A 24640-nucleotide genomic window follows, 5' to 3' on the forward strand; every position below is an offset into this window, starting at 1 on the left:
GTTCCCGGTAAAAAACACCGGGCCGGGTGTCGATCGGTTGCGGAGACGATCGGTCACACCGGCCGAGAGCCGGTCGCCGGGACGAGACCTATGTAGCGCCCCGTGCAACGTCCGACCATGCCCGGGGAACTGCCGCGCCAACAGTTCGTCCTCGACACGTCGCTGTTCATCACCGAGGAGATCCGGCGGGACGACGACTCGCTCGAGGACGCCGTCGTCCGGTTACTCGAACGTATCGCGACCGCGCGGCTCGAACTCAACATCTCCTGTTACGTGCCGCCGTCGATTCACGACGAACTCGCGACGATGTTACGCGAACGCGCCGTCGACGAGGCGGTGTTCTCGCGGCTCGACACGTGGGTCGTCCGCAAGAGCCCGGACCGGTACGGCGTCACGATCCCGGCGGACATCGTCTACGACTTCATCGACGAGATGAGCGATCGGGTCGACCGCGGTCTCCGCGTCTCGGAGAAGGCGATCCGCGAGGTCGAACAACTCGATCCCGAGGCGCTCGCCGGCGGGTCGAACGACGACGGCCGCGAGGAGTACATGACCGACGCCGACCGCATCCTCTCGGATATGCGTGACAAGTACCGCAGCGCGCTCCGCCAGGGCGTCCTCGACTCCCGTGAGGACTTCGACCTCCTGATCCTCGCTCGCGAACTCGACGCCGGCGTCGTCACTGAGGATCGGGGGATCATCTCCTGGGCCGACGAGTTCGGCCTGCGCTACGTCCGGGGCGGGCAGTTCCCGACGCTGCTCGAGGAGTACCTGCGCGCGGCCGGCGTCGAGGACGAGGCGTGAGTTATATTTCCACGAGCGACGACCCCGCGCCACGTGGCGGGTGCGGGCCGTCGTGGTCGGCCGGAACGCCTCGCTGTCCCCTCTCCGTCTTGACGCTCGAGGGTCGCTGCTGTCCCGATTCCCGGCCGTCGCCGACGCTGCCGTCCGCAGCGACAATATTGGGTAGGGGGTCGTTCCCTCTACGGGTAACTCAGCGGAGCAACCGACAGTCTTCGTGAGACCCGGCGATAAAAAGGCGCGATCAACTGGCTCGTCGCTGTTGCCGGCGAGCTACTCGAAGTGGTCGAGGCAGGTCTGGTACTCCTCTTCGGCCTTCTCCCAGTTGACGACGTCGAAGAAGGCGTCGATGAAGTCCCCGCGGTCCGGACCGTAATCGTAGTAGTAGGAGTGCTCCCAGACGTCCAGCGCGAGCACTGGATGTGCGCCCCAGAGCGCGCCCTGGTCGTGCTTGTCGACCGCGACGTTGCGAAGTTGCTTCGAAACCGGATCGTACACCAGCAGTGCCCAGCCACCGGCGGCACCGGCAGCGGCCTCGAACTCGCCCTTCCAGCCCTCGTAGGACCCGAAGTCCTCTTCGATGCGGTCGGCGAGGTCGCCGTCCGGCTCGCCGCCGCCGTTGGGGGACATGTTCTCCCAGAACAGCGTGTGGAGATAGTGACCACAGCCGTTGTGAGTGACGTTTTTGAGGGCTCCGGGCGTCGAGCCGAAGTCATTCTCCTCGCGGTTCTCCGCGAGCGTCTCCTCGGCGGCGTTGAGGCCGTTGACGTAGCCCTGGTGGTGCGTATCGTGATGCCAGGTCAGTACCTGTTCGGACAGTGCCGGTTCGAGCGCATCGTAATCGTACGGGAGTGGTGGAAGTTCGTGATCAGTCATAGTATGCACCTCACGTTCCGTATCGGTATCTCGCCTGTTAAGTTTTGAGGAGTGAGACGATATCACACCCCATAAATGCATGGCCGTCCTGTCTCGTGGGTTCCCGACACTTCAGTGAACCCACTACGAACTGCGTATTAAACCTTTCAGCAACGACCTCATACTGTGCTTCCGTCGCGCAAGCGTGCGTAACAGTTCCGTCCCCGACTCACTCGAACTCCTTGTGGTGGGCGTGCTCGAGCCACTCTTCCAGCGACGGTTGGGTCCAGTACCGAACCGTCTCGCTCCGTCGGTCGTGTTCGAGGACCCCCGCGTCCTCGAGTTTCGGCAGGTGGACGTGCTGGAGTTCCAGTTGCACTCCCGTTCGCTGATCCGTCGCATCCGAGTCGGCCGTCGAACCCGTGGTCGACTCCCCATCGGCGGTGTCACATGCCGTCGCCTCCTCGAGGGCGATGACGTTTTCGGTGAGGTTTTCGATCGTTGCGACGCCGTCCGGCCGGTCGTTGAGGTCGTAGAGGACGTATCGCCGCCGACTGTTCGAAAGCAAGTCGAAAACGAGGTCCAGCGACGGCGGTACGGCCGCCGTCAACGCGGTCGCTCCCTCCTGTTCACGCATCCACGAACCACCTACCGTGTGTTACCATTCGAAACCACCATGAGTGGTTTCAATAGCCGACACATTAGGCCTTACGTCTCCCTAGAAAAATACCTGTGTTCTATTCGTGCGCAATAGTTTAGATTATAACTCCCAGGTCGCTCCGCTCTCGTCTTCGAACGACCGGCGCTGAAGGCCGTTGCGGCGGTAATGCCCCGTTCGATTGGGGTTGTCGAGCCGTTGTTTCATCCGACCGCCGCACTGACGCGGCCCGGAACGCCGGCATCCGACCGGCCGTTCGCAGATGGCGCTGCGGCTCCGAACGCGAGACGAGCGCAGACACCCGACCGAGAGAGGCGACTGTACGTTCTGTTGGCACTCTCGAAGTGAGTCGATAAAGACGGACCGATAAACCGACTCGGCCTCGTCGTCCCGCGGGCGGGTTGCCGCTCGAGCGGGGAGGCCGCTACTGCGGCGGCGTTACTCGTAGAGCCACTCGGCGTCGTGCTGCTCGTAGTCGATCAGCTCGTCGTCGTCGAAGTGGATCGCGATTTCGCGTTCGTTCGCGCCCTCGTCCTCGTGGTCGGCCGCGTGCACGACGTTCCGGCCGAGATCGAGCGCGTAATCGCCCCGGATCGTTCCGGGGGCAGCCTCGAGCGGGTCGGTCTCGCCGATCATCTGGCGGACCTGGCGGGTCGCGTCCTGACCCTCCCAGACCATCGGGACGACTGGTCCCGAGGTGATGAAGTCCACGAGGTCGTCGTAAAACGGCTTGTCCTCGTGTTCGCCGTAGTGTTCTTCCGCCCGTTCCCGGGGCATGTTCTCGACTTTGATGCCGACGAGCTTGAGCCCGCGGTCCTCGAGTCGAGAGACGACTTCGCCCACGAGTCCGCGCGCGAAGGCGTCGGGCTTGACCATCACGAAGGTGCGTTCGTGATCGCTCATGCCTCTTCAGCCTCGGTTTCGGCGTCTTCGGTTTCGTCGGTCTCGTCGACCGTCTCGTCACCGGCGGGCGTCTCTTCCTCGTCGTCGGCCGCGTCGGCCTCCGTCTCGAGGTCCTCGTCCTCGTCGGCAGGCGTGTCCGCCTGTGCGGGACCCTTGCCGCGACGACCCTCTTCGGTCCACTCGAGATCGCGCGGTTCGCGCCCGAGCTTGTAGTTTTTCTCCGCTTTGGAGTCGACGAAGTGGAGCACGGTGCCGTCGTTTTTGACGTACATGATGCCCGTGCCGGGTTCGATCTCTTCGCCCGTGTAGTCGCAGGTTCGTTTCTCGACCATTATTGTCCTCCGATGGAGTCGGCCTCGCGGGCGGTCTCGCGAAGTTGGAGTACGTCCCCTTCGCGGACCGGCCCGAGGCAGTTACGGGTAATGATGCGTCCCTGGTTCTCGCCCTCCTTGATTCGGCATTTGACCTGCATGGCTTCGCCGTGCATGCCGGTCTTGCCGACGACCTCGATGACCTCGGCGGGCGTAGAGCCGCTTTCTTCCTCTTCAGCACTCATCTCTGATCACCTCAGTCGAGATCCTCGACCTTGTCGGCGATGTCCTCGACGTCGTCTGCTGCCTCACCGGCGTCGACGACCGCCGCGGCGGCCGAGCCGACCTCGAGGCCGGCGGCGTGGCCGACGTCGTCCTGGGTCTCGATGAAAACGACGGGAATGCCTTTCTCCTCGGCGAGTTCGGGGAGATGCATGACGATCTCCTCGGGGGAGACGTCCTCGGCGACGTAGACGAGCTCGGCGTTGCCGCGCTCGATCGCCTTCGTGGTTTCGTTCGTTCCTTTCTTTACTCGTCCGGTGTCTCGTGCGACCTCGAGCGCCTCAAGCGCGTCGTCGGCGAGGTCGGCTGGGATGTCGGTGGTTACGTAAACTGACATTGGTTGTTCACCTCTCCTACACGTGGGCTCGCGCTCCCCTGCCGTCCGGGCACTGGGTACCCGTGCCGGGCCGATCCCGGCGGAAGTCCTGTGAAGCTAGGAGCATCATCAACCCCGCGTAGGGTGTACACTCGAATAGCGCTGCCCCCCTTAAAAGCGTGTTCAAACGGCTGGCGAAGTGAGAGACATCCGCACGGACAGGACCCGTTCGGATCGGCGTACTGTTCCGGGAACTGACAGGATTCGGTCGGTCGTGTTCGATCGATCCAGCCGAAACGGTTCCGCGCCGACGACGCTGCCGGCGAGCGATCGGCCTGCAGTGACTATCTGAACGCGGCTTTCGCGGCTTCGACGAGGACGTCGGGTTCGTACTGATGCGTGCTCACCGGCGGAACCTTCCGGTCGACGTCCAGCAGGTCGTAGACGGCAGTCATCGCGGACCGCACCGAATACTCGACGGTGAACACCACGTCCCGGGGCTGCTCGGCGAACTGGCCGATAAACGCCAGGTTGTTCGATCCCGGCGGGACGACGTCCGGCCGGTCGCCGGCGGTCCGCGGCATGAACTGGCTCGTAATAAACGGCATATTGCAGGGGATACAGTTCGCGTCCTCGAGAACGGACGGGAGTTCGTCGAGGTAGCCGAGGTGATAACAGAGTTCCTCGAGTATCTCCTCGCCGGTACAGTGCTCCATCTTTTTCTCGACGTGATTCCCTTTCTCCTCGGGGAACAGTCCGTAGCCCCAGAAGACCTTCACGTCGTCGGGCTGGTCCGCGAAGTGGGGCTGGGCCGCGACGACGATGGACATCAACCAGTTCGACTCGGTGAAGGTGATCAATCCGTTTCCGGGCGCTTCGCCGGTGACCTCGACGATGTGCTCGAGCAGGTCGGGCTCGTGGAGCGTGACGGTATACGACGGCCACTTCGTCTCCGGAACGTTGTCGGCAAACGCCGACGGTGTCCCGAACTCGGGGTTGTCCTCGACGATGGTCTTCCACAGTTCGAACGACGCCCCCGTCGTGTTCAGTTCGGGCGCTTCGGTCATCGATCCGAGATCCGAGCCGTCGGTCATCGAGCCGTTAGTCACGAAGACGAGATCGGTCGGGTCGACGTCGATCGTCTCGGTGGCCCCATCCGTCTCGTAGTGGATCGTTTCGACGGTCTTGCCCTTGCGGCCGGGCACGATATCCATGTCAGTCACTTCACAGCCGCCCCGGAATTCGACGCCGTGGTCTTCCAGCCACCGCCGAATGGGTCGGACCATCGAGTCGTACTGGTTGTACTTGGTCCGATGGATTCCCCCCATGGTGTTCAGCCGGGGGAACTCGTGCAGGAACCGGTGCATGTACCGGCGCATCTCCGCGACGCTGTGCCAGGGCTGGAAGGCGAACGTCGTGGCCCAGATGTACCAGAACGGCGTCTCGAAGAACGAGTCCGAAAACCACTCTTCGATCCGCGTGTCACCCAGTTGCGCCTCGGGTGTCAACGCCAGCTGGAGTAGCGAGAGTCGATGGTCCATTTCGAACCCGTACGACGAGACGTCGAGCACCTCCTGGTCGTCGCCCAGCAATCGCGCGACCGCGTACGTCTGGTTCGCTTCGTTAAACTCGTCCATCACGTCTTTGACCGACCGTTCCCGGTCCTCGAGCGACGGGATCGACTCCAGCAGATCCCACGTACACTCGTACGTCGGGAAGTTGAACATCCGGCCGCCGCGAACGACGTACCCGTCCTCCGGCGAGCCGGCTCCGTCGAGTGCCCCGCCCATCACGTCCAGTTTCTCCAGTACGTGGACGTTCTCGCCCGGCAGTTCGCTGTCGCGAACGAGGAACGCGGCCCCGGCGAGGGACGCAATCCCGCCGCCGACGAAGTACGCCTCCCGGTCGGAGCCGGCCTGCCGTCGGGTCCCGTCGTTACTCATGCGACTTGCCCTCCGTGCTCTCGACCGTCGGCTCGGTGTGTCTGTATGGCCAGTACGCTTCCGTATTGGTGTCCATTGCGAATCACATTCAACGAGTTGATACGAACGGTATTGAACACGGACAGTGATTCTCACGTTCCGGAAATCATAAATCAATTATATGTTTTCGGACTTGACTGTCCTAGCCGGCGGCGTCTCTATCGATAAGCAAGGCGAGTGCCTCGAGGTCAAGTCCCGAGGCGGCTCACGTAACGTTTCACCGGCTCGGTGGTCGACACGTCGGCCGTCGACGGCCCCGACGGCGGGAGTCCCACAGACGAGAGTAATTATATGCGAGCACACAAAGCGACCCTATGAACGCGGATGCGGACGCCGTTTCACTCGCGCGAGCGCTCCAGGCCGAAGCCGATCGTGCCAACGAGCGACGGGTGCTGGTTCTTGCAGGGAGCCGGCACCGCGGCTACGACCGTCTCGAGTCGATCCTCGACGCCCTCCCGGTTCCGATCACCGGCACGACGCTCGTCGGTCCCGAGGACCGACTCCGGTGTGAACAGTGCCGACAGGTCGACGCGAGCGACCTTCTCGGGACTACGCGGGACGTCATCGCCGTCGACAGTCACGACGAACTCCAGCCGAACGCGCTCGGCAAAGTCACCGGCGCGGTCGACGGCGGCGGCCTCCTCGTCCTGCTGACGCCGCCGCTCGAGGCGTGGCCGGAGCGCCGCGGTGCGTTCGCCGACTCGCTTGCCGTCCCCCCGTTCGAACTGGACGACGTTACGGGTCGATTCAAACGCCGTCTCGTCCGGACGCTGCGGGCCCACCGTGGCATCGCGATCGTCGACCTCGAACGGGACCGATGCGAGGCCGACGGACTCACCGATCCGGCCCCGCGGCTGGCGACGGAGCCCCCGACTCCGCCCTCGGACCACCGGTTTCCGACCGCCGCCTACGAGGCGTGTCTCACGGCCGATCAGGTCGCCGCCGTCGCCGCCTTCGAGTCGCTTCACGGGACCGAGCGGGCCGTCGTGCTCGAGGCCGATCGCGGCCGCGGGAAGTCGAGCGCCGCGGGACTGGCCGCGGGAGCGCTCGCCCTCGACGGCGAGGACGTGCTGGTAACCGCTCCTGCCGTCCGGAACGCCGCGGAACTGTTCGATCGCGCGGGAGCGCTCTGTGAGCGACTCGAGGGTGACGCCGCGACCGTCGATTCCCGTCGGATCGAGACGGCCGCCGGCGGTTCGATCGAATTCCGCGAGCCGACCGCAGCCGTCGACATCCTCGAGTCGGCCGACATCGTCATCGTCGACGAGGCCGCGGCACTGCCGGTCGCGACGCTCGAGTCGCTGCTCGCGGCCGACCGGATCGCCTTCGCGACGACGATCCACGGCTACGAGGGCGCGGGACGGGGCTTCTCCGTCCGGTTCCGGGATCGACTCGCCGAGAGCGAGCACGCGGTGACCGACCGTACGCTGGTCGAGCCGATCCGGTACGCGGCGGGCGATCCCGTCGAAGCGTGGGCCTTCCGCGCACTGTTGCTCGACGCCCGGCCGCCGGTCGACCAGCTCGTGACCGACGCGACGCCCGAGACGGTCGAGTACCGACGGCTCGAGCCGGACGCGCTGCTCGCGGATGAGCGGCTGCTCCGGGAGGCCTTCGGCCTGCTCGTCCTCGCCCACTACCGGACCGAGCCGAACGACCTCGCGCGCCTGCTCGACGCCCCCAACCTCGCTGCGCGCGCGTTACTCCACGACGGCCACGTCGTCAGTGTCGCCCTGCTCGCTCGTGAGGGTGGCCTGTCCCCGGACACTCGCGCGATGATGTACGAGGGCGGCCGCGTCCGCGGCAATATGCTCCCGGACGTGCTGACGAGCCAGTTGCGCGACGAGGCGGCGAGCGAACCCGTCGGCCGTCGCGTCGTCCGGATCGCAACCCACCACGCGGCTCGCTCGCGTGGGCTCGGCTCGCACCTGCTCGAGCGCATCCGCGCGGAGTTCGCCGCCGGGAGCGATGACGGCGACGGCCCTGCCGGCGTCGACTGGCTAGGGACCGGCTTCGGCACGACGCCCGGCCTCCTCGAGTTCTGGCGCGAGAACGACTATCGGACGGTCCACGTCTCGACGACGCGTAACGACGCCAGCGGCGAGTACTCCGCGCTCATGCTCGCGCCGACCAGCGACGAGGGCGGGGCACTCCACGACCGGCACGCCGACTGGTTCGTCCGCCGGTTCGCTGCACTCAGTTCGGACGCGCTCGACGATCTCGCGCCGGACGTCGCTCGAGCGCTCCTCCGAAGCGCCGATGCCGACGCCGGCCCGTCGCTCTCGATGACGGCCCACGAGTGGCGGGTCATCGCGGGTGCCGCCTACGGCCCGGGACTGTTCGACGTCGATCCCGGGCCGTTCAGGGACCTCGTCGTCCGCTACCTCGTCGACGATCCCGACACCGTCGACCTGACCGACCGCGAGGAGCGGTTGCTCGTCCTGCGTGCCCTCCAGGGCCACGGCTGGGAGACGGTCGCGGATCGCCTCGAGTACCACTCGCCGGGCCAGTGTATGCGAGCGCTGGGCGACGCGTTCTGCCCGCTGGTCGACCGCTACGGATCGGACGCAGCGCTCGAGGTGCGAGCGCGCTTCGTCGACGAGTAAGCAGCCACGGCCGTCCCGACTGGAACACGGCACGCGGTGGCACACGCTGGGCTGTGGTGAGCCGCTGGCCCCATATCGAGCGGCGACTCAGAACAGTCGTCGAAGCAGCCACTCCGGAGCGAAGTCCACGAGCCACGCGATGGCCCGCCATCGTCGCGTCACGTAGGCGTGTTGCTGTGCAGTACGAATCGCTCGAGCGATCTGCTCGGCCGCCGTCTCGGGCGAACACTCCCAGAATCCGCCCAGCGAGAGCTTGGTGTCGACGAACCCCGGCTCGATGGTCGTGATCGTCACGTCGGCGTCCCGATCGGCCCCTCGATAGCGAAGCCCTTCGAGATACCTCGAGACGTAGGCCTTGGAGGCGTTGTACGCCGGCGCGTCGCCGTTACCGACGTGGGCTGCGACCGACGGCATCGCCTCGGCCAGTTCGACAAAGCGGTCTCGAGCCTCCGCGGAGTCGGTGACGTCCATCGCCGCGACGTATGATTTGGTCGGCAGGTCCGCGCCGATCTCCCGTAGTCGCTCCACTCGCCGCGCCGCCAGGCCGATCTCGTAGCCGTCCGCCGCGAGTCGCCGGGCCAGCGCTTCCCCGATGCCCGACGACGCGCCGATGATGATCGCTCCGCGACCAGTTGTCATTGCCACATGTTTGGGGAAGCCATCTAATGCTACTGAAGGCGGTACGCCTTTGCCGCGGTCAGTCGTCCCCCCGATATGGTCGATGCCGTTCTCGTCGTCGCCATCGCGTTGCTCGTGGGTGCAATCGTCGGCGCGGCCGTCCCGATGGTGCCAAGCGGCCTGCTCTCGCTGGCCGGTCTCGGCGTCTACTGGTGGGGGGCCGGACTCGCGGCCCTGAGCGCGCTCACCTTCGCCGTCCTCGTCTTTATCGCCGTCGTCACTGCACTCGTCGAGTTTTTCGGCGGCTCGATCGCCGCCCGGGCCGGCGGCGCGTCCTGGCTGACCACCGCCGTCGCCGCCGTCGTCGGAATCGTCCTCATGCTCGCCACCGGCCCGTTGGGACTGCTTGCTGGCCTCTTCGGGACCGTGTTCGCCCTCGAGTTCATTCGAAACGGAGAACTCGAGGGCAGTGCGCGCTCGGCGGGTTACACGACCGTCGGGGTCCTCGCGTCGACGGCGATCCAGGTCCTGTTGACGGCGTCGATCCTGCTCGGATTCGTCGTCGCTGTTTTCCTGCTCTGAACACCGGAACGACTGAATCCGTGGGCGGCGTTTATACGACCGAATGGAGTGTTCCGAATCCGACTGCGAGCGTCCCGCCGCGGTCGAGTTACACGTGCCCTGGGCCGAGAACCGGTTCGTCTGTGCTGCCCACGCCCGCGTGCTGGGTCAACGGGACGGTATCGTCGCGGACCCGCTTCCCGACCGGAGCGAGGACTTACTCGAGTGAGGTCGCGTCGCCGGGCGCGGCTACTGGCGGCGGACGACAGCCAGCGCCGCGAGCCCGCCGACGACGACCGCGAACCAGTAGGTGGTCAGCCGATAGAGGAGCGCGACCGCGTAGGCGTTCGCCGAGGACAGGCCGACGAGTGCGACGAGGAGCGCAGTCAGCGCGACCTCGATGCTCCCGAGCCCGCCCGGCGAGGGGACGTATCCGGCGAGCATGCTCGCCGAGACGGCAAACGAGACGACGACGGGGTCAACGGCCAGCCCGAGCGCGCGCCCGGCGAGGAACAGCGGCAGGACGAACAGCGTCCAGCCGAGCACGGAGAACGCGAACGCCCGCCCGAGCGCTCGAGGGTCGGCGGCGAGCCGATCGAACGCCGCCCGTAGTTCGCCCAGCCGCTCTCGAACCCCGTCGACCGTCAGCTTGGGGACCAGTCGGCCGATCGGTGCCACCAGTTTCGTCAGCGACCGCTCAACGGTCGTCCGGAACCGAATCGCGACCGTCGCGACCGCCAGTACGCTCGCGGCCGCGACGACCAGCCCGCCAGCGATCGGGGCGAGCGCGGTCGGGAGTTCGGACCGCCAGACGAGGACGCCCAGGCTGAGAAGCGCCATCCCGATCGACGCGATCAGGTTCAGCAGATCCGCGGTGACGACGCTCGCGAGACTTTCCTCGTAGCTCGCCTCCGTCTCCCGGGAGAGCACGTACGCGATGAACGGCTCGCCGCCCGCCTGTCCCATCGGCGTGACGTAGTTGGCGAACGTCGCCGCCGCGTAGGTCACGAGCAGCGTCCGATACGACTCGTCGACGCCGGTAACGCCGAGAATGACCTGCCAACTGCGTGTCCAGAGACAGAGACACAGACACATCGAGCAACAGGCCGCGAGGAGCCAGCCGGGACTGGCCGTCGCGAGCGCCCCTCGCACTTCGTCGACGCCGACGCCGGCGGCGATGACTGCCAGCAGCACGCCCGCGACGGCGAATCCGGCGGCGATCCGTCCCACCTGCGACCGGGACACGCCGCTCGGGGTCTCCTCGGTCGCCGTCACGGGTCGCGGGTGGTCGCGTCCTGGGATCGGTTCGATCGGCGGGGCCGGGCGACCTCGAGACCGCGCCGTGTTGATGCGAGCGAACGCCCCGTGTATCCGGCGGCGATGCCGTCGCTGGTCGATCTCTCGCAGCCGACTATCTGCGGCCGTGACATGTTCTACTACTCGAGACTGAGGGTGGCAGTACGGTTCTTTCGGTGCACGTCCGGCGGCGCGGACGGGGCGTCAGGGGTGTGCGTAGTACGCGACCGTCTCCGCGTCTTCGCCATCCCCGTGTCGGTCGATCCGTGCGAACCCGACCCGCTCGAACTGGACCATGTCGTCGGCCGCGAGATCGCCGACGCCGGGTTCGGCGTACCCCGTCACGTCGCCGTCCATCGTTCGCATTCGGACCGGAACGCTCCCGTCGGCGGGCACCCAGTGGACGACGTCGACGCCGCCCTCCCGGACCACGTCGATGTCGTCGGCAGTGTATCGGAGGACGCCGTCGTCGAACCGGAAACAGCCGAACCCTTTCAGCCAGATGCGCTGCTCCCCGTTCTCGTCCGCATCGGGAATGTCCCCGACCTCGAGCATGACGGCATCGCCGACGGGGATCTCGCGAACCCCGCGGTCCTCGTGGTTGGGGTGCAGCGGCGGGCTCGCTTCGGCAGGCGGGTCCCCAGCGAGGGGAACCTGATTGCCGTCGCGGACGAAAAAGCGGCGGTCGGTCTCCTCGTCGATCAGATCCCGGTTGTTCGCGTAGATCGAACTCATCGCGAGGTCGACGTCGGTGGTCGAGGTCCCGAGGCCGGTCATCGCTTCGACGATCGCCTCGCCACGGATGCCGCGTCGGCGCAGACTCCCGAGCGTCGGGGCTCGCGGATCGTCCCAGCCGTCGAGTTGCCCCTCGTCGATCAGTTCCGAGATGGTCGACGTGCTCATCTTTACGTCGTAGTCGTCGAGCTGAACGTGGCCCCAGTGAATGACTTCGGGGTAGTCCCAGTCGAAGTAATCGTAGACGAACTGCTGGCGCTTCGCGGAGTCCTGTAGGTCGATGCCGCGGATGATGTGCGTAATCCCAATCAGGTGGTCGTCGATCCCCGACTGGAAGTCGAGCATCGGCCAGCAGCGGTACTCGCTGGCCTCCTCGCGGGGGTGTGGCGTGTCGATCATTCGGAAGGCGACCCAGTCGCGCAGCGCCGGGTTCTTGTGTTCGATGTCGGTCTTGACCCGCAGCACCATCTCGCCGCTACTGTACTCCCCAGCGATCATGGCCTCGAACTCCTCCGTAACGGTCTCTACGTCTTTGTCACGGTGCGGGCAGGGCTCGCCCGAATTCTTCAGGTCCGAGAACGCCTCACCCGAACACGAGCAGGTGTAGGCTCCGCCCATCTCGATCAGATCGCGGGCGTGGTCGTAGTAGGTCTCGAGTCGGTCACTTGCCTTGTAGGTCGCGTCGGGCTCGAAGCCGAGGTAGTCGAGATCGTCGAGGATCGCGTCGTAGGCCTCGAGATCGGGGCGCTTGGTCTCGGGGTCGGTGTCGTCGAAACGCACGCAGAACCAACCGTCGTAGCGTTCGCGGTAGGTGCCGATGACGGCGGGCATCCGGGCGTGGCCGACGTGCCACGGGCCGTTGGGATTCGGGGCACACCGCATTCGAATCTCGTCGTACTCGTCGGCGTTCGGCAGGTCCGGCAGATCGTGTTCGTCCTCTTCCTCCTCGGCCTCGATCTCGGCGAGTTCCTCGGGTGCGAGGTCCTCGAGGCGGGCTCGTTTCTCCTCGTAGTCGAGATCGTTGACGCGACTCACGACACCGCCGACGACGCCGGGGACGGCGTCAGAGTGCTCTCGAAAGTCCGGGTTATCGCCCATCAGCGGCCCCATGACGGCACCGACCGCGGCGTCGCTCTCGTGTTTGACGGCGTTCAACAGCGCGTGCTTTTCTGCCTCGCGCTCGACGCGCTCGCGTAACTCGTCGTTCATTACGTTGCGGTATTCGTGCCCGGACCAAAACCTCCGCGATGTCGCTCTGTTGGTGGATCGGCTCTGATTGGTCCGTCAGCGGGTCACTGTGGCCGCTGACCAATGCCGTCTCCGCCACCGATGCCACTCCGATCCTCGACGTGATCGGTCACAGATCGGTCACGGACAGAGTGAGTCGGCGGCGGGCGGTCTCGAAACCGAGCTTCTCGTAGAAGGCGACGGCGCGGTCGTTATCGACATCGACATCGAGCACGAGTTCGGTGCAGCCAGCCACCCGCGCTCGCTCCGCGGCTCGCCCGACCAACTCGCGTGCCAGACTCGTGCCTCGATGCGGGTCGCGGACGTAGAGATCACCGATTCGCAACCGGTCCGGTCGGTCGAAGACGGACGGCGACCTGTCGATCTCGGTCGTAACGAAACCGGCGAGGTCGGCGTTTGGCTCGACGAGAGGGTTGTCACCCGATAACCGTCACTCGGAATCTGCATTGACGGCGATCCATGCACGATACGCCGGCTCCTCGAGTTGCGCGAGACGGAATTGGACCTCCTCGGCAACGAGATCGACATCGTCGGCGAGTGTATGGGTGTCGACGCTCGCCTCGAGCTCGTGGTGGTACGGCAGCCACAACTCTTCGACGTAGCGACGGACCGCGTCCTCGTCGGCCGAGAGCGGGCGAATTTCCATACGCATATCTGACGGCGAACTGACTTACGTACGCTCTCAGTACGGAGGCGACGATAGCGGCGACCCCACGTCATCGATGGTGTACCAAGCGGATCGCCGATCGAGCGCCGGAAACCAAGCGACTCAGTAGCCGCGCTGGATCAGGTAATCCGCGAGTTCACAGAGCAGTTCGCGGGCCTCGTTGTCCGGCACCACCTCGAGGCGATTCTTCCCCTGCTCAACCAGGTCTCGGGCCGTCTCGTTGGCGTAAGAAATCGAGCCCGCCGCCTCGAGTTCGGCGACCGCGTCGTCGATTTCGGCCTCGGTGACCGCGTCGACGTCGTCGGTATCGACCAGGCCGTCGACGTCGACACCCTGCTCGCGGGCGTGCACCGTGATCAGCGTCTGCTTGTTCTCGACCAGGTCGCTGCCGCGCTGTTTGCCGAGTTGCTCGCTTGGGACCGTCAGATCGAGGACGTCGTCCTGGATCTGGAACGCGCGGCCGATGTCGAGCCCGTAGCCGTAGAGCGCGTCGATCGTCTCGTCGTCGGCTCCCAGCAGGATCGCGGGGAGACACGCCGATGCGGCGTAGAGGACGGCCGTTTTCTGCTCGACCATCTCCAGGTACTCGTCGGGCGAGACGTCGATGCGTTCCTCGAAGGTGACGTCAAGCGACTGTCCCTCGCAGATCTTCGTACAGGTCGTCGCGAGAACGTCCAGCGCCTCGACGATGCGATCCGGTTCGGCGCCCGTCTCGAGCATGATCTCGAAGGCCTTCGAGTAGAGCGTGTCGCCGGCCAGAATCGCCGTCTCGAGGTCGTACTCCTCGTGGACGGCGGGGACCCCGCGCCGGAGGTCGTCGTCGTCCATGATGTCGTCGTGAATCAGGGTAAACGACTGGATGACCTCGACGCTGACGGCGGCCGCCATCACGTCGATCGGCCCGCTGTCGTCGAGCGCGGGGAACGAACGGTAGCCCGCCGACAGCGGCTCGACATCTGCCAGCGCTTCCGCCGTCGTCAGGAGGACCGCCGGCCGCAGTCGCTTGCCGCCCGCGTCCAGCAGGTATCGGGACGCCTCGTAGAGCCGTTCGGGTCGCTTGATCGGCAACTCCTCCGGAATCGCGTCGTTGACCAGCTCGCGGCGCTTCCGGACCGCCTCGAGCACCGCCTCTTCGCGTGCCTCGGGGCTCGTCATATCAGTCGACTAGCTGGATGAGGTTCCCGTTGCGCGTGACGTGAAGGTCTCGGCCCATCTTGTACCCCTCGCTCTCACAGAGGTTGACGTAGCTCGAGTACCCGCTCATGTCCTGGTGGGCCGGAATGATGTGCTGGGGTTGCAGCGCATCGAGCATCTCGTAGTGGCCCTCCTGGTTGAGGTGGCCGGAGACGTGGATGTCGTCGTAGACGCGCGCGCCCTGCATGCCGAGCAACTTCTCGGCCTGGTAGCGCTGGCCCTCGTTGGTCGGCTCCGGAATGACTCGCGCGGAGAAGACGACCTTGTCGCCGTCGTCCAGTTCGTACGGCGTCTCGCCGCGGGCCATCCGGGTGAGCATCGCGCGGGGCTCGCCCTGGTGGCCGGTGACGATCGGCAGGTAGTTCTCCTTGCCCTCGTTCATGATCCGCTTGAACGTCCGATCGACGGACTTGCGGTGGCCGAACATCCCCAGGTCCGAGGGGAAGTCGACGAAGTCCAGTCGCTCCGCAGTGCCGGAGTATTTCTCCATCGACCGCCCCAGCAGGACCGGCTGCCGGCCGATATCGTCGGCGAACTCGACGAGCGACTTGACGCGGGCGATGTGACTCGAGAAGGTCGTGGCGACGATACCGCCGTCGTAGTCCTCGATGCTGTAGAGGACGTCGCGGAGGTGTTCACGGGCGACCTTCTCGGAGGGCGTACGCCCTTTCTTGTTCGCGTTCGTACAGTCCTCGATGTAACAGAGGACGCCGTTGCCCTCGCGACCGATCTCGCGGAACCGCTCCATGTCGATCGGATCGCCGATGACGGGCGTGTGGTCCATCCGTTTGTCGAGCCCGTAGACGACCGCGCCTTCGGGGGTGTGGAGAACGGGGTTGATCGCGTCGATGATCGAGTGCGTGACGTTGACGAACTCGAGGTCGACTGCGCCGGAGTCGCCGATCGACATCGTCTCGCCGGCCTCCATCTTGACGAGGTCGTTCTCGACGCCGAACTTCTGCTCGCCCTCGATCTGCTGTTTGACGAGTTCGATCGTAAACGGCGTCGCGACGACCGGCGCGTCGTAGCGGTGCGCCAACTTCGAGATGGCACCGATGTGGTCCAGGTGACCGTGGGTCGGCACGATGGCCTTGACGTCGCCCTCGAGGTCGCTCATGACCCGGTCGTCCGGGATGGCTCCCATATCGATCAGGTCGAGGCTGTGCATCCGCTCGGTTTCGACGTTGTCGTGGATCAGGACCTGCGAGAGGTTCAGACCCATGTCGAAGATGACGACGTCGTCGCCGGCACGAACGGCAGTCATCTGCCGTCCGACTTCTTCGTAGCCGCCAATGGTTGCGATTTCGATTTCCATGATTCGTAGCACTGAAAGCCGCTGCGTGGACTCTCATCGAAACGGTCCGCGGACGCCTAGTCGTACGGCCCCGGCGTCTTGCAGCGCGTCGGCCATCCCGCTATGCGTTCGGTACGACGGCGGTCCCGTCTTCGATAGCTTGCGACATCGCAAGCCCCGAACGCACTTGCCCGCGGGTTTCGCTAGTGCCCTGTACACGCCCGGGTGTTAAAAACGCAGTGGGTTGGATCGTCGGCCGAGACACCGGCCGTCTCGGCGGTTTCCGGCCGTTTGGACGCCGATCGGCGACCGCTCTCTGACACCGCAATTCATTTGCCGGTTGCCCCGAAACGGGTGTCAATAACGATGCTTTCGGAGGGACCGTCGTGTACGTAATTATCGTCGGTGCTGGCGAGGTCGGCCGTTCGATCGCCGCGAACCTCGAGGGAGCCCACGACGTGGTCGTGGTCGACCGCGACGCCGACGTAGTCGAGGAACTCACCTACTCGCTCGATGTGCTTACGATTCACGGCGACGGAACCGATCTCGACACCCTGCGGGAAGCCGCCCTCGAGCAGGCGGACCTGGTGATCGCCTGTACGGACAACGACGAGACCAACGCGGTCGTCTGTGGCGCGGCAAAGGCCGCCACAAACGCGTTCACCGTCGCACGGGTCCGCCGACGGACGCTGCTCGAGACGTGGCAGGAATCACAGGGGGCGTTCGGCGTCGACTTCATGGTCTGTACCGATCTGCTGACCGCGCGAACGATCTTCCGGATCTCCGGACTGCCGAGCGCACACGACGTCGATACGTTCGCGAGCGGGCTCATCCGCATGGCCGAGTTCGATATTCCGGCGGCCAGCCCGCTCGCGGACCGAACCGTCAGTGAGGCTGACTGTTACGATTCGCTCACCTTCGCCGCGATCTTCCGGGACGACGAAATGGTCGTCACCCGGGGCGACACTGTCATCCGGGGTGGCGATCGGGTCGTCGTCATCGGGAGCCCGGACTCGATCAACGACTTCGCCGACGAGGTCGCGACGATGCCCGAGGAGGCCGAAGAGGTCGTCATCGTCGGTGCCAGCGAGATCGGGTTCCAGACCGCCCGCGAGTTCGAGGATCACGGCTTCCGCCCGCGTTTGATCGAGCGGGACCCCGACCGGGCCCGCGAGGTTGCCGAAGCGCTGCCGAACACGATGGTCATGGAGAGCGACGCGACCAACGCCGAGTTCCTCGCCCGCGAACACGTCGGCGAGGCCGATGTCGTGATCGCCGCCCTCGACAGCGACGAGAAGAACCTGCTCGTTTCCCTGCTTGCCGACCGGATCGGCGTCGACCGCACCGTTGCGATCATCGAAACGCCCGAGTACGCCGACCTCTTCGAGACCGTCGGCGTCGATGTCGCCGTCAACCCTCGCGAGGAGACCGCCGAGGAGATCATCCGCTTTACCCGGACCGACCACACCGAGAAAGTGGCGATGCTCGAGCACGACCGCGCGGAGGTCATCGAAATCGAAGTCGGTCCCGAGAGCGTCCTCGTCGGGCGGGAAATCGCCGACGCGACCGACGACTTGCCGCCGGGCGTCGTCATCGGTGCGATCTCGCGAGCGGGCGACCACATCACGCCCCGTGGCTCGACGGTCGTCCAGCCCGAGGACCACGTGATCGTCTTCGTCGATGCGGCCGTCCTCGACGATGTCGTCGACCTCATTTAGGCCGAGACGGCCGGTCGCTGCTGTCGCGTTGGGCCGAGTGGAACCGCCCCGTCAGTTACTGATGCCGCGATAGCCGACGTACGCGACGAAAAACAGGACGTACGCGATCGCGATACCGGTCGTGACGGTTGACCGGCCGACGATGGCGATACCCGCGATGAGAACCGGCCCGATGAGCAAGAGCGAATCGAAGACCCGGTCGTTGGCACCCGATTCGAACACTTCTTCGACGATCGGGAGTTCGCTCAGCTTCATTGATAGATCCCTCCGCGGCGGAAGACCGCACGTAACGTAACCAACACCGGAATGATCTCGAGGCGGCCGATCCACATGTTGAACAGGAACATGAGTTTGCCCAGCGTCGGCAGCGACTCGGGGCCGGTGATCCCTGCGGAGAGGCCGACGTTGCCCTGTGCGCTCGCGACCTCGAAGATGACGTTCTCGAGCGTGTATTCGCCCTGCGGGAGGATCATGAGGAGGACGAAGATCCCGATCGCGAGGAAGGCCCCCCACAGCATCGTGATGATCGCCGCTTCCTCGAACTCCTGACGGATCTCCCGTTCGTTGAGACGGCGACCGTTGATGTTCAGCCGCCGGACGGCCGTCTCGGGGTAGAAGACGTCCGAGATGCGATGCCGAACGCCTTTCAAGAGCGTAAGCGCCCGAATCAGTTTAATTCCGCCGACCGTCGACCCGGCCGCGCCACCGATGACCATGCCGAAGGTAACGGTGAGTTGGGCCTGGGCCGACCACCGTCCCAGCGCGACGTTGGTCGTGTCGACAGCGGTCTGGAAGCCGGCACAGGTCGCCGCCGAGACGAACTGGAACGAACCGTATCGGAACGCGGTAAACAGCGAGTCGTACGTGTCGCCGACGTAGACGAGCGTGGTCAGCACGAACGTTCCGAGGCTCATGTAGATGAACACCCACCGAGTCTGCAAGTCCGCATAGAGGTTCCGCAGGTCGCCCTGTAGGATGAGATAGTGGACCGGGAACGCGATGCTACCCAACAGCATGATCGGGAGGAGCGCGAAGTCGATGGCGGCGCTGTCGTAGGTCGCGATCGAGTTATCCGTAATCGAGAACCCGCCGGTCGAGAGCCCCGTCATGGCGTGATTGATCGCCCCCCAGAGCGGCATGCCGACGATCCAGAGGAGGAGGATCGAGACGAACGTAAAGAGGATGAAGATCCACCAGATGGTCTGGACCGTCGAGACGATACTCGGATGGATGCGCTCCGAGCGGGCCTCGCTCTTGTAGAGGGTCAGCGAGCCACTCCCGGGGCGTGCCAGAATCGCCGTCGTGAGGACGATCACGCCCACGCCGCCGGTCCACTCGATGAACGAGCGCCACCACTGGAGGGTCCGCGGCAGGACTTCCTCGTTGTCCGTCATCGTCAGCCCGGTGCCGGTAAAGCCGCTCATGCTCTCGAACAGCGCGTTGATCGGCTGTGTAAACGCTGCGAGCGTCGACGTCTGCGACGGATCGCCGAGGATCGGCGGCGCGAGTTCGACCGTCCACGCGATGAGAAAGAACGGCAGCGAGCCGAAAATCGCGACGCAGAACCATCCCAGCGCGGCGATGATCATCCCGTGGAGTTTGCCGGGTTTGGCCGCCTCCCGAAACCGCGAGGTCAGGAGACGACCGATCGCAAACGGGAGCACTCCGGAGACGACCAGGGCCGGAATCGCGTAGTACTCCCCCCAGATAAGCGGGATGAGGACGGAGACGAACAGGAGCCCGGCCAGCGCCTGAAACATGCGCCCCAGGTCCCGCCCGATCGTTTTCGTCGCCTCGTTCATTCGTCACCCTCCGTCCGAGACGCGTCCAGGGACATTTCGACGGACCGATCCCGTACTCGAGACGGAATACCCGACGGCGACCCTCGGAGCCGCGCTCCACGTCGTCCGATCATCATTGAACCCGGTCTTCCGAGTGGCCGAACACGTCCGTGAGCTTGGGTTCCGCTCCGAACGCCGAATAGACGGTGAGAAGATCGTCGGCCTCGATCGTCGTGTTCCCGCGCGGCGTGATCGGGGGGTCCTCCCCTTCGCGCTCGATCGCGACGATGAGGACGTCCTCGGGGAGGAGTCCTTCCTCGGCGGCCTCCGTGAGCGATTTCCCGTCGATCGGTGCGCCTTCAGTGACCACGATTTCGAACACCTCCGCCGTCTCCCCGATTCGCATGTAGTCGACGATCGCGGGGCGGGCGACCGCTCGATAGAGGTATTCGGCGATGAGTTCCTGCGGGTTTTCCATCGTGTTGACGCCGATCTGGCGAAACACGTTCATGTGTTCCGGGTCGTGGACAACCGACACGATGTTGGGGACCTCGTGTTCTTGGGCGAGCAGACAGACCATGATATTGGTCGCGTCACGGTCGGTCGTGCTGATCATCGCATCGGCGGTCTCGATTCCGGCGTCCAGCAGCGCATCGTGAGCCGTCGCATCGTCGTTGAGTACTAGACAGTCGTATTCACCGGCAACTCGGTCCGCCCGCTCGGGGTCGTTCTCGATGACGACGACTTCGTTTCCCGACCGGGTTGCGATATCGATGAGCGGCATTCCGATATCGCCCGCACCGACGATGACGATATACATTGCGTCGGTGTTGCTGCGTGATCGTTGAAAATATATCGTTTTAGTGATCTCAACCACGCCGTCCCGACTCGAGCAGTCACCGGCGAGAGCCCGCCCTCGAGCGACCGTGACGGACGACGATCCGCGCTATCGCGACGGACTCACTTCCAGGGTCGGTTCCGTTGCTGTTGCCGTCTCGCTCGTTCTTTGGACTCGCCGAGGATTCGTTCGATCGCCCAGCCGGCCCACAGGAAAACGACCGTCATGAAGACGGCCGTCTCGAGCCGGACGATCGACCCGTACCGGACGGCGAGGACGAGGGCCATGATCGCCACTGCGGCGGCAACGACGCCGAAGACGTCGTAAAACGAGTGCGGGTGGCGAACGCTTGGTAATCGAACGCTCATAGCGCATGCTACGCACGGTTCGTATATAGAACCTCGTCTCGGGGCCGGGGAGCGACGGGTGTGACGTGACCTCGGCCGGACCCGTGACACGTTTCCAGTCGCCCTATGACCGAGACGCCGACGATGGAGGCTCGCTTACGATGGATTAATACGACTTACACCAAATGCCGTTAATACCGTGTCTAGACGCAGCCCTTTCAGCGGGGTGTTTCTATGAGGATCCGCGCCGACTGGCGCGCCAGTTTCGCGCTCGTCGGAACCGTACTCAAGTACCTCTCCGTCCCGCTCGTGATCCCTCTCGTCGTGGCGCTCATCTATACCGAACCCGTGTTTCCGTTCCTCGCGACGATCGCGATCACGGTCGCCGTCGGTCACGGCCTCGAGCAGCTGTGCCCGGACCCGGACTTGCAGGTCCGGGAGGCCATGCTCTTCGTCGCCATATCGTGGTTAGCCGTCGCGATGGTCGGTGCAGTCCCCTACGTGATCGCGGGCTGGGGGACGGAATCGACGCTCGCCCATCCCGTCAACGCCCTGTTCGAGTCGATGTCCGGGTTCACCACGACCGGGGCGACGGTCCTCGGCAAGATCTCAGTTGAGGATCACTCACACGCGATCATGATGTGGCGACAGCTCACCCAGTGGCTCGGTGGGATGGGGATCATCGTGTTGATGGTCGCGATCCTCCCCGAGCTGGCGGTCAGCGGTGCACAACTCGTCGAGTCGGAAGCGCCGGGGCCGCAGTTACAGAAACTCACGCCGCGAATCGCCGAGACGGCACGTATCCTCTGGCTCGTCTACTTCGCGTTCACTGTTCTCTACATCGCCATTCTCTACGGACTCCACCAGGCGGGGATGGCTGACAACATGACGCTCTACAATTCCATCGCTCATGGATTCACCACCCTTCCGACGGGCGGGTTTTCGCCGGAGGCCGACAGCGTCGCGAAATTCTCCGCGATCGTCCAGTGGACTGCCATCCCGTTCATGATCATCGCCGGGACCAACTTCGCTCTGTTCTGGCACGTCTTCAGCGGCGATGGCCATCGCTTCGTTCGCAACTCCGAGTTTCGGGCTTATATCGGCGCGATTGCCGGTTTAACCGTCTTGCTCGCAGGCATCCTCTATACTGGTGCCGCACCGCCACTCGGGGACCTCGGCGGCGTGACGGCGGGTGTGTTCGAGAACTCGTTACGACAGAGCGCCTTCCAGATCGTGTCGCTGTTGACCTCGACCGGCTACGCGACCAGCGATTTCGCCGACTGGAGCTCGACGGGCCAAATCGTGCTCCTCTTTGCAATGCTCGTCGGCGGCTGTGCCGGCTCGACCGGTGGTGGTGTCAAGGTCGTCCGATGGCTGATCGTGTTCAAAGTGTTGCGCCGGGAGCTGTTTACGGCCTCCCATCCCGAGGTCGTCCGGCCGATTCGACTCGGTGGAAACATCGTCGACGAAGACGCCATTCGTGGCGTTCTCGGGTTCTCGTTCATGTACCTGGTTATCTTTGCCCTCGCGACGCTGGTTATCGCACTGGATGTCAGCCGCGTCGCCGCCATCGAGGAGTTCACCGCACTCGAGGCCTTCAGTGCCAGTCTCGCGACCATCGGGAACATCGGCCCCGGATTCGGGTTCCTCGGTCCCTTCGGCAATTACAACGATTTCCCGATCCCGTCGAAACTCCTGATGGTCTTCCTGATGTGGATCGGCCGCCTCGAGATCATTCCCGTCCTCGTCATGTTCACCGGCGGCTTCTGGACCCGCTGAAAACGCCTCGCCGTTTCTTCGCCCGATGCTCCGCTCCCGCGCTCAGTCGATCGTCGTCCCCGGGTTCTCGCCGTCGAGGAACGACGCGAGTGACGCGAGATCGAAGACCGACGCCGCGGCCTCGAGATCGAGCAGCGTCCGCACCTTGCCGGCCATTCCGCCGGTTACGTCGGTCGCCTCGCTGGCTCCGAGCACGTCGGCGACCGTCTCGAAGTCGTCGATCCGGTCGATAACCGCGTCCTCGTCGTCCAGTACGCCGGGCACCGTCGAGCAGAGCCCGACCCGATCGGCGTCGAGGGTGCGGGCGAGCGCCGCGACGAGTTCGTCGCCGCTGACGACGGTCGCGCCCGCGCCGGCGTGGGCGATCACGTCGCCGTGGAGGACGGGGACGAACCCCTCCGCGAGCATCGTTTCGACCTGTCCGGTCGGCAGGTCGAGGGTTCCGTCGCCGTCGCGGTGGGCCGTCGAAAAGGGGTGAACCGGCACCGCCTGCACGTCGCGCTCGAGCAGTCGCCCCAAAACGAACCGGTTCAACGTCGTCATCGCACCGTGGATGTCGAGCGCCGCGTTCGCGTCGCGGGTCCCCTCGGTCGTGGTGACGCCGTGTTCGCTGGCGTTGTGATGGCCGAAGCTCCCGCCGCCGTGGACGACGACGAGGTCCGCGCCGCCGTCCGCTCGTGCCGCCGCGATCGCGTCGGCCGCGCGCTCGAGGGCTTCCCCGTCGAGGGTCTCCGCACGATCCTTTTCCGTGATGACGCTGCCGCCGAGTTTCAGCACGATCATTCGAGCCGTTTCACCCCGCTGTCGGCGAGTTCCGCGCGGAAGGCGTCTTCACAGCCCGGGGTAAAGGAGAGAGCCGTCTCGGTCTCCGGCGTCGGGTCCAACGCGGCGATACAGCCGCCCCCGCCGGCCCCAATGAGCTTCGCGCCGTACGCGCCCGCGTCGCGGGCCGCCCAGACCATCGTGTCCAGGGAGCGCGAGGAGACGCCCAGCGCCGATAGCAGCCCGTGATTGAAGTTCATCAGCCGGCCGAGTTCCTCGAGATCGCCGTCGGCAAGCGCCGCCTCGCCGTTACGCACGACATCACCGATCGCAGCGATCGTGTCGGCAGCGAACTCGTACTCGTCGCGCAGGGATCGGACCCCCGCCACTAGTTGCCCAGTATCGCCCGCACCGCCGTCGAACCCGATCACGATCGGCAGGTCCGGTGCCGCGAGCGAGCGACAGTCGTCGCCCTCGACGCGGACCGCGCCGCCGGTCGCCGAACAGAACGTGTCCGCACGCGAGGCCTGCCCGTTCTGGACCTGGTACTCCGTTCGATAGGCTCGCTCGGCGAGTTCGTCGGTCTCGAGGGTGACGCCGAGTTCGCGGGTGGCGGCGTCGATAGCCGCCACGACGACCGCGGCCGACGACCCGAGTCCCGCACCCAGGGGGATGTCGCTCTCGATGGTCACGTCGAACCCGACCTCGTCGTTTCCGGTGACATCCCGGACCTGCTCGATCGCGCCGTCGACGTACCCCATCGCGGCGTCGAGCAGCGATTCCGAGACATCGATGTCCGGCCCCTCGTCGGCCGACCCGTCGTACTCGACCGTGAACCCGTCCAGACTGAGATCTTCGGCGTTGACTCGGAGTTTCCCGTCGTCGCGTCGCTGTACGCCGACCCGCGCCCGCTGTTCGATCGCACACAGGACCGTCGGCTCGCCGTAGACCACCGCGTGCTCCCCGAGTAGATACACTTTGCCGGGAGCGCTCGAAAGTGTCATGCCCGGCCGTTCGTCCGACGATGGTTAATAGCTATCTTTGTCGCCGTCCGATGGTCATCGGGCCACCGCGGTCGAATCGGAGGCGGA

Annotated in this window: 24 protein-coding genes and 1 pseudogene; 6 read left to right on the forward strand and 19 right to left on the reverse strand. The window is 65.2% G+C overall.

The window, feature by feature from the left end; genetic code table 11:
• Positions 1 to 117 precede the first annotated feature (117 nt).
• A complete protein-coding gene (locus tag C487_RS05260) occupies positions 118 to 804 on the forward strand; it encodes an RNA ligase partner protein (RefSeq protein ID WP_006184653.1) in 687 nt (228 codons plus the stop codon).
• A gap of 270 nt (positions 805 to 1074) precedes the next feature.
• On the opposite strand, the gene sod is transcribed toward C487_RS05260, so the two are convergent.
• The 7 genes from sod to C487_RS05295 form a co-directional block, all read right to left on the reverse strand.
• Positions 1075 to 1677, reverse strand: a complete 603-nt coding sequence (gene sod / locus C487_RS05265) for a superoxide dismutase (protein ID WP_006184654.1) — start codon at positions 1675 to 1677, stop codon at positions 1075 to 1077.
• 208 nt (positions 1678 to 1885) lie between these two features.
• The gene (locus tag C487_RS05270) at positions 1886 to 2293 is read right to left on the reverse strand and encodes a DUF7344 domain-containing protein (RefSeq protein ID WP_006184655.1); all 408 of its coding nucleotides are present in this window, start codon (positions 2291 to 2293) and stop codon (positions 1886 to 1888) included.
• 459 nt (positions 2294 to 2752) lie between these two features.
• On the reverse strand, positions 2753 to 3217 hold the full coding sequence (ndk, locus tag C487_RS05275; protein ID WP_006184656.1) for a nucleoside-diphosphate kinase: 465 nt from the start codon (positions 3215 to 3217) through the stop codon (positions 2753 to 2755).
• Positions 3214 to 3549, reverse strand: coding sequence for a 50S ribosomal protein L24e (locus C487_RS05280; RefSeq protein WP_006184657.1), 336 nt, complete (start codon positions 3547 to 3549; stop codon positions 3214 to 3216). Before C487_RS05280 ends, ndk begins: the two co-directional genes overlap by 4 nt.
• On the reverse strand, positions 3549 to 3773 hold the full coding sequence (locus tag C487_RS05285) for a 30S ribosomal protein S28e (RefSeq protein ID WP_006184658.1): 225 nt from the start codon (positions 3771 to 3773) through the stop codon (positions 3549 to 3551). Before C487_RS05285 ends, C487_RS05280 begins: the two co-directional genes overlap by 1 nt.
• Positions 3774 to 3784: 11 nt before the next feature.
• Positions 3785 to 4147, reverse strand: coding sequence for a 50S ribosomal protein L7Ae (rpl7ae, locus tag C487_RS05290; protein ID WP_006184659.1), 363 nt, complete (start codon positions 4145 to 4147; stop codon positions 3785 to 3787).
• A gap of 323 nt (positions 4148 to 4470) precedes the next feature.
• Positions 4471 to 6069, reverse strand: coding sequence for an oleate hydratase (locus C487_RS05295; RefSeq protein ID WP_006184660.1), 1599 nt, complete (start codon positions 6067 to 6069; stop codon positions 4471 to 4473).
• Between the two features lie 353 nt (positions 6070 to 6422).
• Between C487_RS05295 and tmcA the strand changes: the two genes are divergently transcribed.
• Positions 6423 to 8711, forward strand: coding sequence for a tRNA(Met) cytidine acetyltransferase TmcA (gene tmcA / locus C487_RS05300; RefSeq protein WP_006184661.1), 2289 nt, complete (start codon positions 6423 to 6425; stop codon positions 8709 to 8711).
• Between the two features lie 87 nt (positions 8712 to 8798).
• On the opposite strand, the gene C487_RS05305 is transcribed toward tmcA, so the two are convergent.
• Positions 8799 to 9350, reverse strand: coding sequence for an SDR family NAD(P)-dependent oxidoreductase (locus tag C487_RS05305; RefSeq protein ID WP_006184662.1), 552 nt, complete (start codon positions 9348 to 9350; stop codon positions 8799 to 8801).
• Between the two features lie 75 nt (positions 9351 to 9425).
• On the opposite strand from C487_RS05305, the gene C487_RS05310 reads away from it, so the two are divergent.
• Positions 9426 to 9911 (forward strand): DUF456 domain-containing protein, encoded by a 486-nt coding sequence (locus C487_RS05310; RefSeq protein ID WP_006184663.1) that lies wholly within the window; start codon positions 9426 to 9428, stop codon positions 9909 to 9911.
• 43 nt (positions 9912 to 9954) lie between these two features.
• The gene (locus tag C487_RS20935; RefSeq protein WP_006184664.1) at positions 9955 to 10119 is read left to right on the forward strand and encodes a hypothetical protein; all 165 of its coding nucleotides are present in this window, start codon (positions 9955 to 9957) and stop codon (positions 10117 to 10119) included.
• A gap of 20 nt (positions 10120 to 10139) precedes the next feature.
• Here C487_RS20935 and C487_RS05315 read toward each other — a convergent pair whose 3' ends face one another.
• From C487_RS05315 to C487_RS05335, 5 genes and pseudogenes are all read right to left on the reverse strand, one after another.
• Positions 10140 to 11165 carry a lysylphosphatidylglycerol synthase transmembrane domain-containing protein gene (locus tag C487_RS05315; RefSeq protein ID WP_006184665.1) on the reverse strand — a complete coding sequence of 342 codons (1026 nt, stop codon included), beginning with the start codon at positions 11163 to 11165 and terminating at the stop codon, positions 10140 to 10142.
• Positions 11166 to 11390: 225 nt separating this feature from the next.
• Positions 11391 to 13130, reverse strand: coding sequence for a glutamate--tRNA ligase (locus C487_RS05320; RefSeq protein ID WP_006184666.1), 1740 nt, complete (start codon positions 13128 to 13130; stop codon positions 11391 to 11393).
• Positions 13131 to 13278: 148 nt separating this feature from the next.
• Positions 13279 to 13815, reverse strand: a pseudogene (locus C487_RS21880) (GNAT family N-acetyltransferase).
• A gap of 123 nt (positions 13816 to 13938) precedes the next feature.
• Complete coding sequence (idsA3, locus tag C487_RS05330; protein WP_006184667.1) at positions 13939 to 14991, reverse strand: geranylfarnesyl diphosphate synthase; 1053 nt, start codon at positions 14989 to 14991, stop codon at positions 13939 to 13941.
• A 1-nt stretch (position 14992) separates the two neighbouring features.
• Positions 14993 to 16345 (reverse strand): ribonuclease J, encoded by a 1353-nt coding sequence (locus C487_RS05335; protein WP_006184668.1) that lies wholly within the window; start codon positions 16343 to 16345, stop codon positions 14993 to 14995.
• Positions 16346 to 16710: 365 nt separating this feature from the next.
• Here C487_RS05335 and trkA point away from each other — a divergent pair, with 365 nt between their 5' ends.
• Entirely contained in the window at positions 16711 to 18042 is a 1332-nt protein-coding gene (trkA, locus tag C487_RS05340; RefSeq protein WP_006184669.1) for a Trk system potassium transporter TrkA, read from the forward strand.
• Between the two features lie 51 nt (positions 18043 to 18093).
• On the opposite strand, the gene C487_RS05345 is transcribed toward trkA, so the two are convergent.
• The 4 genes from C487_RS05345 to C487_RS05360 form a co-directional block, all read right to left on the reverse strand.
• A complete protein-coding gene (locus C487_RS05345; protein WP_006184670.1) occupies positions 18094 to 18297 on the reverse strand; it encodes a hypothetical protein in 204 nt (67 codons plus the stop codon).
• A complete protein-coding gene (locus C487_RS05350) occupies positions 18294 to 19844 on the reverse strand; it encodes a TrkH family potassium uptake protein (protein WP_006184671.1) in 1551 nt (516 codons plus the stop codon). The genes C487_RS05345 and C487_RS05350 overlap by 4 nt, the downstream gene beginning before the upstream one ends.
• A gap of 112 nt (positions 19845 to 19956) precedes the next feature.
• Entirely contained in the window at positions 19957 to 20643 is a 687-nt protein-coding gene (locus tag C487_RS05355; RefSeq protein WP_006184672.1) for a potassium channel family protein, read from the reverse strand.
• Positions 20644 to 20783: 140 nt separating this feature from the next.
• Entirely contained in the window at positions 20784 to 21029 is a 246-nt protein-coding gene (locus C487_RS05360) for a hypothetical protein (RefSeq protein ID WP_006184673.1), read from the reverse strand.
• A 213-nt stretch (positions 21030 to 21242) separates the two neighbouring features.
• On the opposite strand from C487_RS05360, the gene C487_RS05365 reads away from it, so the two are divergent.
• Positions 21243 to 22787 carry a TrkH family potassium uptake protein gene (locus tag C487_RS05365; RefSeq protein ID WP_006184674.1) on the forward strand — a complete coding sequence of 515 codons (1545 nt, stop codon included), beginning with the start codon at positions 21243 to 21245 and terminating at the stop codon, positions 22785 to 22787.
• A gap of 42 nt (positions 22788 to 22829) precedes the next feature.
• On the opposite strand, the gene C487_RS05370 is transcribed toward C487_RS05365, so the two are convergent.
• Together C487_RS05370 and mvk are read right to left on the reverse strand one after the other, a co-directional pair.
• Positions 22830 to 23570, reverse strand: a complete 741-nt coding sequence (locus C487_RS05370; protein ID WP_006184675.1) for an isopentenyl phosphate kinase — start codon at positions 23568 to 23570, stop codon at positions 22830 to 22832.
• Entirely contained in the window at positions 23567 to 24553 is a 987-nt protein-coding gene (mvk, locus tag C487_RS05375) for a mevalonate kinase (protein WP_006184676.1), read from the reverse strand. Before mvk ends, C487_RS05370 begins: the two co-directional genes overlap by 4 nt.
• Between the last annotated feature and the right edge of the window lie 87 nt (positions 24554 to 24640).

It is taken from the genome of Natrinema pallidum DSM 3751 (assembly GCF_000337615.1).
Taxonomy (GTDB): domain Archaea; phylum Halobacteriota; class Halobacteria; order Halobacteriales; family Natrialbaceae; genus Natrinema; species Natrinema pallidum.

Bases quoted from the DNA above. Each gene is read 5' to 3' on its own strand.
- C487_RS05260 (WP_006184653.1), top strand. From the start codon at position 118: ATGCCCGGGGAACTGCCGCGCCAACAGTTCGTCCTCGACACGTCGCTG.
- sod (WP_006184654.1), bottom strand. From the start codon at position 1,677: ATGACTGATCACGAACTTCCACCACTCCCGTACGATTACGATGCGCTC.
- C487_RS05270 (WP_006184655.1), bottom strand. From the start codon at position 2,293: ATGCGTGAACAGGAGGGAGCGACCGCGTTGACGGCGGCCGTACCGCCG.
- ndk (WP_006184656.1), bottom strand. From the start codon at position 3,217: ATGAGCGATCACGAACGCACCTTCGTGATGGTCAAGCCCGACGCCTTC.
- C487_RS05280 (WP_006184657.1), bottom strand. From the start codon at position 3,549: ATGGTCGAGAAACGAACCTGCGACTACACGGGCGAAGAGATCGAACCC.
- C487_RS05285 (WP_006184658.1), bottom strand. From the start codon at position 3,773: ATGAGTGCTGAAGAGGAAGAAAGCGGCTCTACGCCCGCCGAGGTCATC.
- rpl7ae (WP_006184659.1), bottom strand. From the start codon at position 4,147: ATGTCAGTTTACGTAACCACCGACATCCCAGCCGACCTCGCCGACGAC.
- C487_RS05295 (WP_006184660.1), bottom strand. From the start codon at position 6,069: ATGAGTAACGACGGGACCCGACGGCAGGCCGGCTCCGACCGGGAGGCG.
- tmcA (WP_006184661.1), top strand. From the start codon at position 6,423: ATGAACGCGGATGCGGACGCCGTTTCACTCGCGCGAGCGCTCCAGGCC.
- C487_RS05305 (WP_006184662.1), bottom strand. From the start codon at position 9,350: ATGACAACTGGTCGCGGAGCGATCATCATCGGCGCGTCGTCGGGCATC.
- C487_RS05310 (WP_006184663.1), top strand. From the start codon at position 9,426: ATGGTCGATGCCGTTCTCGTCGTCGCCATCGCGTTGCTCGTGGGTGCA.
- C487_RS20935 (WP_006184664.1), top strand. From the start codon at position 9,955: ATGGAGTGTTCCGAATCCGACTGCGAGCGTCCCGCCGCGGTCGAGTTA.
- C487_RS05320 (WP_006184666.1), bottom strand. From the start codon at position 13,130: ATGAACGACGAGTTACGCGAGCGCGTCGAGCGCGAGGCAGAAAAGCAC.
- idsA3 (WP_006184667.1), bottom strand. From the start codon at position 14,991: ATGACGAGCCCCGAGGCACGCGAAGAGGCGGTGCTCGAGGCGGTCCGG.
- C487_RS05335 (WP_006184668.1), bottom strand. From the start codon at position 16,345: ATGGAAATCGAAATCGCAACCATTGGCGGCTACGAAGAAGTCGGACGG.
- C487_RS05345 (WP_006184670.1), bottom strand. From the start codon at position 18,297: ATGAAGCTGAGCGAACTCCCGATCGTCGAAGAAGTGTTCGAATCGGGT.
- C487_RS05350 (WP_006184671.1), bottom strand. From the start codon at position 19,844: ATGAACGAGGCGACGAAAACGATCGGGCGGGACCTGGGGCGCATGTTT.
- C487_RS05355 (WP_006184672.1), bottom strand. From the start codon at position 20,643: ATGTATATCGTCATCGTCGGTGCGGGCGATATCGGAATGCCGCTCATC.
- C487_RS05360 (WP_006184673.1), bottom strand. From the start codon at position 21,029: ATGAGCGTTCGATTACCAAGCGTTCGCCACCCGCACTCGTTTTACGAC.
- C487_RS05365 (WP_006184674.1), top strand. From the start codon at position 21,243: ATGAGGATCCGCGCCGACTGGCGCGCCAGTTTCGCGCTCGTCGGAACC.
- C487_RS05370 (WP_006184675.1), bottom strand. From the start codon at position 23,570: ATGATCGTGCTGAAACTCGGCGGCAGCGTCATCACGGAAAAGGATCGT.
- mvk (WP_006184676.1), bottom strand. From the start codon at position 24,553: ATGACACTTTCGAGCGCTCCCGGCAAAGTGTATCTACTCGGGGAGCAC.